The sequence below is a fragment of the Cellulosimicrobium sp. I38E genome, from assembly GCF_001647255.1.
GTDB classification, from domain to species: domain Bacteria; phylum Actinomycetota; class Actinomycetes; order Actinomycetales; family Cellulomonadaceae; genus Cellulosimicrobium; species Cellulosimicrobium cellulans_E.
Genome location: NZ_LUAZ01000028.1, coordinates 50,958 through 63,882, shown reverse-complemented (window position 1 = coordinate 63,882; position 12,925 = coordinate 50,958). Strand labels below are relative to the sequence as shown.

Annotated in this window: 14 protein-coding genes; 4 read left to right on the top strand and 10 right to left on the bottom strand. The window is 75.0% G+C overall.

Annotated features, from left to right (window positions below; translation table 11 throughout):
* Window positions 1-90: 90 nt before the first annotated feature.
* The gene (locus A0J59_RS10190) at window positions 91-1,299 is read right to left on the bottom strand and encodes a class I SAM-dependent RNA methyltransferase (protein WP_064316098.1); all 1,209 of its coding nucleotides are present in this window, start codon (window positions 1,297-1,299) and stop codon (window positions 91-93) included.
* A gap of 297 nt (window positions 1,300-1,596) precedes the next feature.
* Window positions 1,597-3,600 carry an APC family permease gene (locus tag A0J59_RS10185; RefSeq protein WP_047234726.1) on the bottom strand — a complete coding sequence of 668 codons (2,004 nt, stop codon included), beginning with the start codon at window positions 3,598-3,600 and terminating at the stop codon, window positions 1,597-1,599.
* Window positions 3,601-3,694: 94 nt separating this feature from the next.
* Between A0J59_RS10185 and A0J59_RS10180 the strand changes: the two genes are divergently transcribed.
* Window positions 3,695-4,348: a TrkA family potassium uptake protein gene (locus A0J59_RS10180; RefSeq protein ID WP_047234730.1), complete on the top strand. Its 654-nt coding sequence runs from the start codon at window positions 3,695-3,697 to the stop codon at window positions 4,346-4,348.
* Entirely contained in the window at window positions 4,348-5,085 is a 738-nt protein-coding gene (locus A0J59_RS10175) for a TrkA family potassium uptake protein (protein ID WP_047234729.1), read from the top strand. The genes A0J59_RS10180 and A0J59_RS10175 overlap by 1 nt, the downstream gene beginning before the upstream one ends.
* A gap of 26 nt (window positions 5,086-5,111) precedes the next feature.
* On the opposite strand, the gene A0J59_RS10170 is transcribed toward A0J59_RS10175, so the two are convergent.
* The 4 genes from A0J59_RS10170 to dut all read right to left on the bottom strand — a co-directional run bounded on the left by A0J59_RS10170 (window position 5,112) and on the right by dut (window position 7,922).
* Window positions 5,112-6,050, bottom strand: coding sequence for a DUF3159 domain-containing protein (locus A0J59_RS10170; RefSeq protein WP_082141556.1), 939 nt, complete (start codon window positions 6,048-6,050; stop codon window positions 5,112-5,114).
* Between the two features lie 117 nt (window positions 6,051-6,167).
* Window positions 6,168-6,542, bottom strand: coding sequence for an OB-fold nucleic acid binding domain-containing protein (locus tag A0J59_RS10165; protein ID WP_047234725.1), 375 nt, complete (start codon window positions 6,540-6,542; stop codon window positions 6,168-6,170).
* Between the two features lies 1 nt (window position 6,543).
* Entirely contained in the window at window positions 6,544-7,284 is a 741-nt protein-coding gene (locus A0J59_RS10160) for a DUF3710 domain-containing protein (protein WP_047234724.1), read from the bottom strand.
* A 161-nt stretch (window positions 7,285-7,445) separates the two neighbouring features.
* Complete coding sequence (gene dut, locus A0J59_RS10155; RefSeq protein WP_064316029.1) at window positions 7,446-7,922, bottom strand: dUTP diphosphatase; 477 nt, start codon at window positions 7,920-7,922, stop codon at window positions 7,446-7,448.
* A 76-nt stretch (window positions 7,923-7,998) separates the two neighbouring features.
* Between dut and A0J59_RS10150 the strand changes: the two genes are divergently transcribed.
* Window positions 7,999-8,514: a DUF3093 domain-containing protein gene (locus A0J59_RS10150; RefSeq protein WP_064316028.1), complete on the top strand. Its 516-nt coding sequence runs from the start codon at window positions 7,999-8,001 to the stop codon at window positions 8,512-8,514.
* A 117-nt stretch (window positions 8,515-8,631) separates the two neighbouring features.
* On the opposite strand, the gene A0J59_RS10145 is transcribed toward A0J59_RS10150, so the two are convergent.
* From A0J59_RS10145 to A0J59_RS10135, 3 genes are all read right to left on the bottom strand, one after another.
* Window positions 8,632-8,931, bottom strand: a complete 300-nt coding sequence (locus A0J59_RS10145) for a DUF4193 domain-containing protein (RefSeq protein ID WP_047234722.1) — start codon at window positions 8,929-8,931, stop codon at window positions 8,632-8,634.
* 322 nt (window positions 8,932-9,253) lie between these two features.
* Complete coding sequence (locus tag A0J59_RS10140) at window positions 9,254-10,105, bottom strand: inositol monophosphatase family protein (RefSeq protein ID WP_255365129.1); 852 nt, start codon at window positions 10,103-10,105, stop codon at window positions 9,254-9,256.
* Between the two features lie 3 nt (window positions 10,106-10,108).
* On the bottom strand, window positions 10,109-10,762 hold the full coding sequence (locus A0J59_RS10135; protein ID WP_255365128.1) for a trimeric intracellular cation channel family protein: 654 nt from the start codon (window positions 10,760-10,762) through the stop codon (window positions 10,109-10,111).
* Between the two features lie 252 nt (window positions 10,763-11,014).
* Between A0J59_RS10135 and sepH the strand changes: the two genes are divergently transcribed.
* Window positions 11,015-12,157 (top strand): septation protein SepH, encoded by a 1,143-nt coding sequence (gene sepH, locus A0J59_RS10130; RefSeq protein ID WP_064316027.1) that lies wholly within the window; start codon window positions 11,015-11,017, stop codon window positions 12,155-12,157.
* Window positions 12,158-12,226: 69 nt separating this feature from the next.
* On the opposite strand, the gene A0J59_RS10125 is transcribed toward sepH, so the two are convergent.
* A complete protein-coding gene (locus A0J59_RS10125) occupies window positions 12,227-12,868 on the bottom strand; it encodes a thymidine kinase (protein ID WP_047234718.1) in 642 nt (213 codons plus the stop codon).
* Window positions 12,869-12,925: the final 57 nt, after the last annotated feature.

Here is a 12,925-nt window from a genome sequence, read left to right as displayed (position 1 = left end):
GTCCTGCTCGTCCGACCGTCTCTCCCTATCGTCCTCCCGCCACGCGCCGGGACGCACCCGGGCTCACGCAGGGCCGAGCGCCCTGCCGCCTCAGCGCGTCAGGACGGCGACCGCCTCGAGATGGTGCGTCATCGGGAAGAGGTCGAAGGCGCGCAGGGACGTGAGCCCGTAGCCGTGGCCGGCCAGGTAGGAGACGTCGCGCGCGAGCGCGGCGGGGTCGCACGCGACGTACACGACCCGGCCGGGCTGCCGGGAGGCGATCGCCTCGACCACGGCGCGGCCGGCACCGACGCGCGGCGGGTCGAGCACGACGACGTCCGCGCCGGTCGGGTCGACGGCGAGCACCTGCTCGACGGGTCCGTGGTGCAGCTCCACCCGGTCGAGCCCGTGCGCGTTGCGGCGCGCGTCGCGCACGGCCCGCTCGTCGCCCTCGACGGCGACCACGGAGCCCGCCGCCCCCACGGCCGTGGCCAGGGGCGCGGTGAACAGCCCGGCGCCCGAGTACAGGTCGAGGACGCGCGCGCCGTCGACGTCCCCCACGCCGTCGAGCACCGCGCGCGTCAGCGTGGCCGGCGCCTCGCGGTGCACCTGCCAGAACCCGCCCGCCGCGACGCGGTACTCGTGCTGCTGGCCGTCGAGGACGACGCGCTCGGTCACGCTGCGGCGCGCGTTGGGGCGCTGGTCGGGCGAGCCCGACCGCCACGGCTCGCCGTCCACGAGGAGGACCGGCGCCGAGCCGACGGGCGCGACGAGCTCGATCCGCGTGCCCGCCCGCCAGGTGCGCGTGAAGACCTTCTCGCGCGCCGCGAGCTCCGCGACGTCCTCCGTGGCGAGCGGCATGCCGTCCAGCGCGACGACGTCGTGGGACCGGAAGCGGTGCATGCCCGCACGGCCCGTGCCGTCGGCGACGAGGTCCACGCGCGTCCGGTAGCCGAGGCCGCCGCGCTCGTCGTCGCCCGGCAGACCCTCGACCTCTACCTGAAGGTCAAGCTCGTCGAGGTCGACCTTCCCGAGCCGCCGGAGCTGCTCGGCGAGCACGTCCCGCTTCCAGCGGCGCTGCGCGTCGAGCGCGACGTGCGCGAGCTCGCCGCCGCCGACACCCCCCGGACCGGCCTCCGGCCACACCGACGGGACCCGGTCGGGCGACGCCTCGAGGATCTCGAGGGCGTCGGCGCGCCAGAACTTCGCGGCCTCCCCGCCCTCCGTGACGCGGGCGCGCACCCGCTCCCCGGGCAGGGTGTGGCGGACGAAGACGACGCGCCCGTCGTACCGCGCCACGCAGTGGCCGCCGTGGGCCACCGGGCCGACCTCGAGCTCGACCTCGACCTCAGGTCGAGGGTCGACGCGGGCCGACTGACGTGTCGTCCGACCGCCCTGACGGCGGGTCGCACGGCGCCCGCCGCCGCGCGCGGCGCGACGGTCCGCGAAGGGGTCGGACGGTCGGTCGGAGGGCACGGCAGGACCACGCGAGGAGGACGGCATGCCCCCAGTATCCCGGACACGGCCCGACGCACCCGCCGGGGCGCCGCTCCGCGCACGACGAAGGCCCGCTCCTCTCGGGAGCGGGCCCAGGTCACGACCGTGGCCGCCCGGCGATCAGTACCCGGTGAAGCGCTGGCGGAACCCCTCGCCCTCGAGCCCGGTCTGCCCCTCGGTGGACGAGAGCTGCCACGGCACGGACGCCACGACGACGCCCGGCGTGAACAGCAGGCGGCCCTTGAGGCGCAGCGCGCTCTGGTTGTGCAGGAGCTGCTCCCACCAGTGGCCCACGACGTACTCGGGGATGTAGACGACGACGAGGTCGCGCGGGGACTCGCGCCGCACCGACCGGACGTACGAGAGCACAGGCCGCGTGATCTCGCGGAAGGGCGAGTCCAGCACGCGCAGCGGCACCGGGAGGTCGAGCGCCTCCCACTGCCGCATGAGGTCCTCGACGTCCTCGGCGTCCACGCCGACCGTGACGGCCTCCAGGACCGACGGGCGCGAGGCCCGCGCGTACGCGAGCGCGCGCATCGTGGGTCGGTGGATCTTGGAGACGAGGACGATGGCGTGCACCCGGCTGGGCAGGGCCCGGGCGGCGGCGGCCTCGTCGCCGAGCGCGAGCTCGTCCCGCACCGTGTCGTAGTGCTTGCGGATCGACTTCATGAGCACGAACACGAGCGCCATCGCGAGGATCGCGATCCACGCGCCGTGCGTGAACTTCGTGATGAGGACGATGACGAGGACGGTCCCCGTCATCGCCAGGCCCACCGTGTTGACCACGCGCGAGCGCCGCATGCGCGACCGCTCGCGCGGCTGGTGCTCGGTGCGCAGCGCGCGCGTCCAGTGCCGCACCATGCCGAGCTGGGACAGCGTGAACGACACGAACACGCCGACGATGTAGAGCTGGATGAGGCGCGTGACCTCCGCGTCGAACGCCCAGATGAGCACGATCGCCGCCACGGCCAGCGTGATGATGCCGTTGGAGAACGCGAGCCGGTCGCCGCGCGTGTGGAGCTGGCGCGGCAGGTAGCCGTCCTTGGCGAGGATCGAGCCGAGGACGGGGAAGCCGTTGAACGCCGTGTTCGCGGCGAGCACGAGGATCAGCCCCGTCACGGCGGACACCACGTAGAACAGCACGGGCACCCCGCTGAACACCGTCTCGGCCAGCTGCCCGATCACCGGGTGCTGCACGTAGTCCACGGGCAGCGGCTCTCCGTTCAGCGAGAGCTGCGTGTGCGGGTCCTCCGCGTAGTGCACGCCCGTCGCGCGCGCGAGGAAGAGGATCGACATCATCATCACGGCCGAGATGCCGCCCAGGAGGGCGAGCGTCGTGGCGGCGTTGCGCGACTTGGGCTTGCGGAACGCCGGGACGCCGTTGCTGATCGCCTCCACACCGGTGAGCGCCGCGCACCCGGACGCGAACGCGCGTGCCACGAGGAACGCGCCCGCGATGCCGATGAGCCCCTGGTCGAACCCGCTCTCGGCCGTGAGCTCGAACTCCGCGCTCTCGGCCGCGCCCAGGCTGCCGGTGACGTACTGGAAGAACCCGACGACCGCCGTCGTGCCGATGGCGAGCATGAAGAGGTAGACCGGGATCGCGAAGAACGTCCCGGACTCCTTGACCCCGCGCAGGTTGACGAGCGTGAGCACGACGACGAGGCCGACCGCGAACGCGGCCTCGTGGTCGCGCAGCGCGGGGATCGCGCTGGCCGCGTACTGCGCCCCCGACGAGATCGAGACGGCGACCGTGAGCACGTAGTCGACCATCAGCGCCGACGCGACGCCGACGCCCGCGGTCGGGCCGAGGTTGACGGTCGCGACCTCGTAGTCGCCCCCGCCCGACGGGTAGGCACGCACGTTCTGCCGGTACGACGCGACCACCGTCAGCAGCACGACCACGACCGCGAGACCCACCCACGGCGAGATCATCGTCGCGCTCAGGCCCGCGATCGCGAGCGTCAGGAGGATCTCGTCCGGGGCGTACGCGACGGACGACAAGGCGTCGGACGCGAACACGGGCAGGGCCACACGCTTGGGGAGCAGCGTGTGCCCCAGGTGCTCGCTGCGGACAGGCCGCCCGAGCAGCAGCCGCTTGGCGGCATCAGCGATCTCCGACACGAGGCCTCATGCTATGCCCGACGGCGCCCGGTCGCGCTGGTGCGCGCCCACCGGCCCGGCGAGCGGTAGCGTTCGGTGCGTGCACTTCGTCATCATGGGCTGCGGCCGCGTCGGCGCGACGCTCGCCCAGTCGCTCGAGTCGAGCGGCCACTCGGTCGCCGTCGTCGACCAGAACCCCGACGCGTTCCGGCGTCTCCCGGCCGAGTTCACCGGGAAGAAGGTGACCGGGGTCGGCTTCGACCGGGACACGCTCGTGCAGGCCGGCATCGAGGACGCGTACGCGTTCGCCGCGGTCTCCGACGGCGACAACTCGAACATCCTCTCCGCGCGCGTCGTGCGGGAGACGTTCGGCGTGGAGAAGGTCGTGGCCCGCATCTACGACCCGCAGCGCGCCGAGATCTACCAGCGCCTCGGCATCCCGACCGTGGCCACGGTCCGCTGGACGGCGGACCAGGTGCTGCGCCGCATGCTCCCATTCGGCGCGACCGACGAGTACCGCGACCCGTCCGGCCGCGTGCGGCTCGCGCAGGTCGACTTCCACCCCGACTGGGTCGGGCGCACCGTCCGCGCCATCGAGGACGCCACGGGGGCGCGCGTCGCGTTCGTCAGCCGCTTCGGCGACGGAGTCCTCGTCACCGACCGCACCGTCCTCCAGGAGAACGACGTGCTCCACGTGCTCATGGACGACGAGCAGGCCGCCGTCGTCGAACGCAGGCTCACCCACGCACCGAAGGTCGAGGCCGAGTGATGCGCGTCGTCATCGCCGGAGCGGGCTCGGTCGGCCGCTCGATCGCTCGCGAGCTCCTCAGCCACGAGCACGAGGTCATGCTCATCGACAAGCAGCCGGCGGCCATGCGGGTCGCCCAGGTCGCGGAGGCGGACTGGCTGCTCGCCGACGCGTGCGAGCTCTCGACGCTCGCCGAGGCCAAGGTCGACGAGTGCGACGTCATCGTCGCGGCGACGGGCGACGACAAGGTGAACCTCGTCGTGTCGCTCCTGGCCAAGACCGAGTTCGGTGTGCCCCGCACGGTCGCGCGCGTGAACAACCCCAAGAACGAGTGGATGTTCGACGAGTCGTGGGGCGTGGACGTCGCCGTGTCCACGCCGCGCATCATGACGGCGATGGTCGAGGAGGCCGTCGCCGTCGGCGACCTCGTCCGCATCTTCACCTTCCACCAGTCCGGCGCCGACATCCTCGAGGTCACCCTGCCCCCGAGCTCGCCGCTCGTCGGCCACCGCGTCGGCGAGGTGAGCTGGCCCCCGGACACCGTGCTCGCGGCGATCGTCCGCGGCACGCGACCGATCGCGCCCAGCCAGGACGACACGCTCGAGGTCGGTGACGAGCTCCTGCTCGTCACGGGCGACGAGGCGGACGAGGGCGCCCTCTCCCGGTTGCTCGCGGGCGAGGCGGAGGCGGCGCCGACCGCGCCGGACGCGCCCGTCGAGGCGCCCGAGGTCCCCCCGGCCGGTGACGGCGTCCTCTGACGGGGCTCCTCCCCGCGTCCGCCGGGCTACGCCGTCGGCTGCGAGGGCGCCGCGGCGTGGGGCCGACGCACCAGGATCCACGTGAGCCACAGGACGAGCGCCCACAGCGGGATGCCCATGACGAGGCGCGCGGTGCCGAGCCAGCCGACGTCGCCGTCGAGGTAGAGCGGGACCTGGACCGCGAGCCGGGCGGCGAACAACCCGATCCACAGCCACGTCGCGGCGGTGTAGCGGCGCATCAGCGTGCGGTCGGACCGCCAGGTGCGGGCCCAGCGGGCGAACGCGCCGGGCTCGGCGGCGCCCGCGTCGACGGGGGTGCCGGCCGGCGTCGCGGCCGCAGGCCGCGGCTCGGCCGAGGAGTCCGCGGCGTCGACCGCGTCCGGTGACGGGTCCGTCGTCGTCCCCGCCGACCCCGATGCGGCTCCCGCGCCGAACCCGCTGCGGAAGCCCTCGACCACGAGGCCGACGAGCGGCCAGCGGGCCAGGACGGAGACGAGGAGCGCGACGAGGTACGCGGCGTTCGTCCACAGGCCCCACGCGAAGTAGTCCTGCGCCTCGCCCGAGCGCCACGCCCAGATCACGCCGATGCCGACGCCCAGGAGGCCGCCGAACGCCTGGGTCACGGGGGTGCGCTGGATCAGCCGCGCCGCGACCGCGACGAGCGCCGCCGCGACCGAGGTCACGAGCGCCCACTGAAGGTTCGTCGTGGCGACGTAGACGACGACGAACACGAGGCCCGGAGCGACCGACTCGACGAGCCCGCGCACGCCCCCGATCGCGTCGGCGACGGAGAACTCCTGCCCGGCGAGCGCGCGGACGCCGCGGGCGCGACCGTCCTCGGGCGCGGTGACGTCGTCGACGACCGTCTCCGCGACGTCGGCGTCGTGCGCGAGTCCCTCCGGGGCGCGCCCGGGGCCGGGACGCCCGTCCGCGGGGCCGCCGCTCGCGTCGCTGCTGCTCGTCATCTCGTGGCGTCCTCGGTGGCTCGGGGTCGGTCGGCTACGGTCCGGGCGACTGGCCCGGGTCCTCCGCGGCGCGTCCGCAGGATCGTACGGCACCGCCGCGCGTCGGCGGGAGCGAGGTCACTCCCCCGGCTTGGCGAGGAGCTCGTAGCGCGGGTTGAAGATGGTGCGACGCCCGTCGACGTCGCACACCAGGCCCTCGACGAGGGCGCGGCGACCGGGCTCGATCCCCGCGATGCGTCGACGGCCGAGCCACACGAGGTCCACGACGCCGGAGCCGTCGAACAGCTCGACCTCGACCGTCGGGACGCCCTCGCGCGGGCGCAGCACCACGGAGCGCAGGACGCCGGAGATCTTGGCCCGACGGCGGTTGGGCAGCTCGGACACGGCGCGGCAGCCCTTCTGCCGTGCCGCCTCGGAGCGCTCCTCGTCGGCGGCGAGCTCCTCCTGGGAGGCGAGGGCGGTGCGCCAGGCTTCCCGCAGCGTGGGGGCCATGTCAGCGGATCTCCGTGATCTCCGGCCCACGGGTCAGCGGGTCGAACGAGGGCGTCTCGGGGGCGCCGGCGGGCGCCGGCGCCGCGGCGGCCGGGCCCTTGCCCGGCAGGTGCAGGGCGAGGAGGTCGCGCGGCGGGCGCGGGCTCTGGTCCCGCACGACGACGATGTTGGCGAACACGGACTCGAGCAGCCGTGCCTCGGCCGGGTCGACCGCGGCCTTGCCGGTGAGCACGCCGCGGAGGAACCAGCGCGGGCCGTCGACGCCCACGAAACGGGCGGGCCGCACGCCGGGACGCCCGTCCGGCGTCTGCGCGGGGATACGGGCCAGCAGCTCGCGGCCGAACGGGCCGGGGAGGTCGTCGACCGTGCCGCCCTGCTTGGTCACCGACGCGGCGATCTCCCCGCGAATCTCGTCCCAGATGCCGTCCGTGCGGGGCGCGGCGAACGCCTGCACCTGGAGACCGGATCCGGCGACCGCGCACGCGACGCCGGTGATGCGCTGGGTCTTCTTGTCGACCTCCATGCGCAGCTCCATCCCGGGCACGCCCGGCAGCCACACGGCGCCCAGGTCGAGCCGGGGGCCACGCTCGGGGACCTGGGAGGAGTCGTACGGCCCGCGGGCGGGCTTCTCCTCGCTCGCCGCCTCGACGGGCGCGCCGTCGTCGACCGGCGCGGACGTCGTGCCCGACGGCTCGGGCGACTCGGTCGGCTCGGACGACCTGGAGCGACGGAACAGACCCACGGAGGAACTCCTTCACCTGCCCGGCCCTCGGCCGGGACTCCTCACGGGGCGCTCGCCCCGCACTGCTTCCACACTAGCCCGCGCAGCGACGGTCGTGGTGCGACGTTCGCTGGGCGACGAGTGGCGCCCGGCTCTCGCGCCGACCGCCCGTCCGCGACCGGTCAGGTCGCCGCGGCCCACCCGCCGCTCGACCCGAAGCCGCCCTCGCCGCGGTGCGACCCGGGCAGCCGCTCGGCCTGCACGAAGCGCGCGCGCTCGACCTTCTGCACGACGAGCTGCGCGACGCGGTCGCCGCGCCGCAGGACGACGGTCTCGCGGGCGTCCGTGTTGAGCAGCGTCACCTTGATCTCGCCGCGGTAGCCGGCGTCGACGGTGCCCGGCGCGTTGACGACCGTGAGGCCGTGCTTCGCGGCGAGACCGGAGCGCGGGTGCACGAACGCCGCGTAGCCGTCGGGCAGCGCGATCGAGACCCCGGTCGGGACGACGGCGCGCTCCCCCGGCGCCAGCTCGACGTCGACCGTCGTCACGAGGTCGGCGCCGGCGTCGCCCGGGTGCGCGTAGGACGGCAGGGGCACGTCGTCGAGGAGCGTGATGAGGACGTCGACGTTCCCGGTCTCGGGCTGGTGGTGGTTCGGCACCCGGCAGAGCCTAGTGGTCGCGGGCAGGCCCGGCGAGCACGTCGGGCGACGCCACGACTGCTGGGATGATGGACCCATGACGGACCCCGCCGACCGCAGCACGCCCTCCTCGACCCCGGCATTCGCCGGGGCACCCCGTGCCGGGGGCGCGACGCCGTACCGCGAGCGACTCGTCCCGGGCGTCGGCGGCTGGGCCGCGGCCCTCGGGTTCGCCCTGGTCCTCGGGATCGCGCTGTGGCCCGCGAGCCACGCCATCGCGCTCGGCGTCGGCGCGCTCGCCGCGGTGGCGGGCGTCGCCGGTCTCTGGTGGACGTCGCCGGTCGTCGCGGTGGCGGACGGCGAGCTCCGGGCCGGGCGGGCGCACATCCCCGTGTCCCTGCTCGGTCAGGTCACGACCCTCGACGCGGAGGCGATGCGCGTCCAGCTCGGCCCCCGCCTCGACGCCCGCGCGTACGTGTGCCTGCGCGCCTGGGCCCGCACCGGTGTGCACGTCGCGCTCGACGACCCGCAGGACCCGACGCCGTACTGGCTCGTCTCCACGCGGCACCCGCAGCGCCTCGCGGACGCGATCCGGGCCGCGCGCGCGTCCTGACGGGGCACGACCCGGGGGGCGGCCCGCCGGGCCCGACGAGCCCCACGCGGCGCGCACCGCGGACGACGAAGGCCGCCGCCCCGGGAAGGGGGCGACGGCCTTCGGGCGTCGTGCAGGTCAGGCGGCGCACTCCGAGCAGATCTGCTGCCCGTTCTTCTCGTACGCGAGCTGGCTGCGGTGGTGCACGAGGAAGCAGCTCGAGCACGTGAACTCGTCGGCCTGACGAGGCAGGACCCGGACGGAGAGCTCCTCGCCGGACAGGTCGGCACCGGGCAGCTCGAAACCTTCCGCCGCCTCGGTCTCATCCTCGTCAACGACGCCCGAGCTCTTGTCGGAGCGACGAGCCTGGAGCTCCTGGAGCGAGTCCTCGCTGAGCTCCTCTTCACTCTTGCGGGGGGCGTCGTAGTCTGTTGCCATCTGTGGGGTCACTCTCCGGAGTATTCGTCGATCGCGACAGTGCCCGTCCGGGACCACCGGCGATGGCCGGTCGTGCCGGGCGGCACAGGTGCGGGGCGCGGGGGCACCCCGTGACGTGTCGTGCCCCGAGGTCGTCGAGGCGTTGCACGCTGGTCAATGCACGGCGCACCGGAATTGTTCCCGGCGGGCCACCGGATTCTGCACCATTTCCGGGAGGGATGCACCCTGTGACGCCCCGCCCGCCCGGTGTCGTTCGTCACGGGCGAACACGGGGTCGTCCGGACCGGCAGGGCGGGAACGCTCCCAGCCCGCCGGGTCGCGCTCAGGAGTCGGAGTCGGCGTCCGCGTCCTCGAGGATCCGGACGAGCCGCGCGACCGCCTCGGGCGGACCCGCGACGGTCATCTCGCGGTCCGCGGCGCGGCCCCGCAGGCCCGTGACGCGGGCTCCCGCCTCGTGCGCCACGAGGGCGCCCGCGGCCATGTCCCAGGGGTTGAGGCCGCGCTCGTAGTAGAGGTCGAGCTCGCCCGAGGCGACGAGGCACAGGTCGATGGCCGCCGAGCCCAGGCGGCGGATGTCCCGGACCTGGGGCAGCACGTCGACCAGCACGCGCGCCTGCGCGCGCCGGCGGTCGGCGTCGTACCCGAAGCCCGTGCCCACGAGGCACTGCCCCAGGTCCGTCTCGGCGTTCACGCGGACCGGGCGTCCGTCCACCGTCGCGCCCGCCCCGAGGCCCGCCGTCCAGGTGCGCCCGTCGACGACGGAGTGCACCGCGCCGGCGAGGACCGTCCACTCGAGCGGGTCCGGCGGGCCCACGACCGCGGCGACGGACACCGCGTACGACGCGATCCCGTAGAGGTAGTTGACCGTGCCGTCGACGGGGTCGATCACCCACGTGATGCCGGACGTCCCGGACGAGGCTCCCTCCTCCTCGCCGAGGACGGCGTCGTCCGGGCGGGCCGCCGCGATGCCGCGTCGCAGGAGCGCCTCGGAGTCGGCGTCCATGCGCGTCACGACGTCCGTGGCCGTCGACTTGGTGGCGGCCACCTCGACACGGTCGGGGCGACCGGAACGGACGAGGTCGCCCGCCTCGCGGGCGAGACGCTCCGCGAGGTCGCGCAGGTCGGCCACGGTCACGTCGTCGGGCTGTCGGGGATCGTCGATGAAGAGGCGCACGGCTCACATCCTGCCCGACCCGCGGCGTGCGGTGCGACCCTCCCACGGACCGGGCGCGGACCAGCCGAGGCGCAGGGAGAGGAGGCGGAAGCCGAACACGAGCGCGAGGACCGCCGCCTGGGACAGCAGGCCGAGCGCGTCGGCCTCCGCGAGCCCGGCCGTCAGCGCGGCGCCCGCGAGCGCCGGGATCGCGTAGAGCTGCTTGTCCTGGAACAGCAGCGGCGCCTCGTTGGTCAGCAGGTCGCGCAGGATGCCACCGCCGACGCCCGTGATCACGCCGGCGAAGACCGCCGCGAGCGGGCCCACGCCGTAGTCGAGGCCCTTCATCGTGCCGGAGAGCACGAAGAGTGCGAGCGCGCCCGCGTCGAGGACGATGATGCTCCGCCGGAGCCGCTCGAGGCGCGGGTGCCAGAAGAAGGTCACGACGCCCGCGAGCACCGCGACGGCGACGAGGCGCCAGTCGGAGATCCCGACCGGGGGGATCGCGCCGATGAGGACGTCGCGCAGCAGACCGCCGCCGAGGCCGGCGACCCAGGCGAGCACCAGCACGCCCACGAGGTCGAACCGCTTGCGCACGGCGGCGAGCCCGCCCGAGAGCGCCGCGAAGAACACGCCGCCGAGCTCGAGGGCGTCGCCGGGCACCAGGTCGAGGATCACACCCGGAATCATCCCAGCCGCCCGCCCCCGGGGCGCGGACGAGCGCGGGCCGAGTCCGCGGCACACCGCGCGTGCTGCGCGGCTCGCGGGTGGGACGATGGCACCCTCGAGGGAGCGGTGACGCGGGCGTCGCGGTCCGCCGAGCCCGGGAGACCGGCTCGCGGCCCGGCACCGGACGGCAGGGCGAGCGACCGGGCAGCCGTCCGGAGCGGCACCGCGAGCGCCACCGGGCGCGGCGACACGGGAGGGTCCATGGACGAGCTGGAGCTGGTGAGACTGCACGAGGACGGGGAGCACCTCGTCCTGCGCGCGACGGGCGGCACGCAGTTCACGCTGCCGATCACCGAGTCGCTGCGGGCGGCCGTGCGACGCGACCGCCCGCACCTGGAGCACCTGCGTGCCGAGGGCGAGCGCAACCTCGCGCCGCGCGAGATCCAGGCCCGGCTGCGCGCCGGGGAGTCCGTGGAGACGGTCGCCGAGGCCGCCGGCCTCGGCGTCGAGAACGTGCGCCGCTTCGCGGGCCCGGTGGTCGCGGAGCAGGAGTACGTCGTCGACCGGGTCCGCGCCTCTCGCCAGGGGCACGACGAGGACTCGCCGACCGTCGGGGACCTCGTCGCGCAGCGGCTCGCCGCGCGCGACGTCGAGCCCGGCACCGTGGAGTGGAGCGCCGCGCGCCAGCCCGGGGCGTCGTGGGTCGTGACGGCGACCTTCGAGGTCGGGACGGGCAGCCGGACCGCCCGCTGGGAGTACGACGCCGCGACGCGCGCGCTCCAGGCGCTCGACGACGAGGCCCGCTGGCTCTCGGGGACGGACGCCCCGCGCGACCCGACACCCGGGGCCGTCGCGGTGTTCGACGTCGACGCGACGGGGCGCGGCCGGGGGCTCCGCGCCGCTCCCCCGACCGCTCCGCCCGCCGACGACGGGACGGCCGAGCTCCTCGACGACCTGAGCCAGCGTCGGGGCGTGCGCCCGCGCAAGGCGCCGACGGGGCCGGTCGAGGTCGACGGGCAGGAGCCGTTCGAGGGGTTCGGCCCGCAGGTCGGCATCGGCCCGGACCCGGACACGTCGCAGGGCGACTCTCGGGACGACGCGGCCACGTCTGCCGGCGGGACCGTCGTCCACCTCCCGACGATCCGGCCGCTCGACGCCGTGCGCCTTCCGGAGCCGGCGTCCGAGAGCGGCCGGGACGACGCGGGCCCGGAGCCGGAGGACGGCGCGGGCGACCGCCCCTCGCCCGACGACCGCTCGGCCGACGCCCCTGCACCCGGAGACGGGGACGCCCCGCCACCTGCGGCGCGCCCCCAGGCGGCGCGCGAGCCGCGCAAGGGGAAGAACCGCTCGCGTGCGAAGGTCCCGAGCTGGGACGAGATCGTGTTCGGGGCCCGCCCGGAGTAGGCGCCCCCCGTAGCGACCGCGCACGCCGAGCGCGCACGCCGGCCACAGGCGCCGGGTCAGCTCATCGGGTCAGCGTGGCAGGTCGAGCGGCAGGCCGTCGGACGCCGCCTGGCGACGCGCGAGGGCCGTCGTCATGCGGCGCATGTGGTGCCGGCGGCACAGCACCTCGTAGCCGACCTCGCCCGAGCCCGCCCCGACGTCCCCGACGACGACCTGGTCGCCCTCGACGACCATGCTCCCGTCGACCGTGCGCGCGTTGTGCGTCGCGCGCCGTCCGCACCAGCACAGCGACTCGACCTGGAGCACCTCGACCCGGTCGGCGAGCTCGATGAGCCGGGCCGAGCCGGGGAAGAGCCGGGTGCGGAAGTCGGCGGTGATGCCGAACGCGAAGACGTCCATCTCCGTCTCGTCGACGAGCCGCGCGAGCTGCTCCACCTGCGCCGGCGAGTAGAACTGCGCCTCGTCGCAGACGAGGTAGTCGACCGGGTCCGGCTCGGCCGTGACGAGCGTCCAGAAGTCGGTGTCGTCCCGGACCTCGCGCGCCACGACCTCGAGCCCGAGCCGGGACGAGAGCCGGTCGGTCCCCGCCCGGTCGTTGCGGGAGAAGATCAGCCCGCGACGGCCGCGTGCGGCGTGGTTGTGGTCGAGCTGGAGGGCGAGGGTGGACTTGCCGCAGTCCATGGTCCCGGAGAAGAAGACGAGCTCGGCCATCGGGCGTTCCTTCGCGAGGTCGGTCGGTGCGGGGTCGCGGGCGGGCCGCGACGTGGC

Coding starts and splice junctions, on each gene's coding strand:
- sepH (WP_064316027.1), top strand. CDS start 11,015: ATGGACGAGCTGGAGCTGGTGAGACTGCACGAGGACGGGGAGCACCTC.
- A0J59_RS10165 (WP_047234725.1), bottom strand. CDS start 6,542: ATGGCCCCCACGCTGCGGGAAGCCTGGCGCACCGCCCTCGCCTCCCAG.
- A0J59_RS10125 (WP_047234718.1), bottom strand. CDS start 12,868: ATGGCCGAGCTCGTCTTCTTCTCCGGGACCATGGACTGCGGCAAGTCC.
- A0J59_RS10180 (WP_047234730.1), top strand. CDS start 3,695: ATGGGCTGCGGCCGCGTCGGCGCGACGCTCGCCCAGTCGCTCGAGTCG.
- A0J59_RS10170 (WP_082141556.1), bottom strand. CDS start 6,050: ATGACGAGCAGCAGCGACGCGAGCGGCGGCCCCGCGGACGGGCGTCCC.
- A0J59_RS10150 (WP_064316028.1), top strand. CDS start 7,999: ATGACGGACCCCGCCGACCGCAGCACGCCCTCCTCGACCCCGGCATTC.
- A0J59_RS10175 (WP_047234729.1), top strand. CDS start 4,348: ATGCGCGTCGTCATCGCCGGAGCGGGCTCGGTCGGCCGCTCGATCGCT.
- A0J59_RS10145 (WP_047234722.1), bottom strand. CDS start 8,931: ATGGCAACAGACTACGACGCCCCCCGCAAGAGTGAAGAGGAGCTCAGC.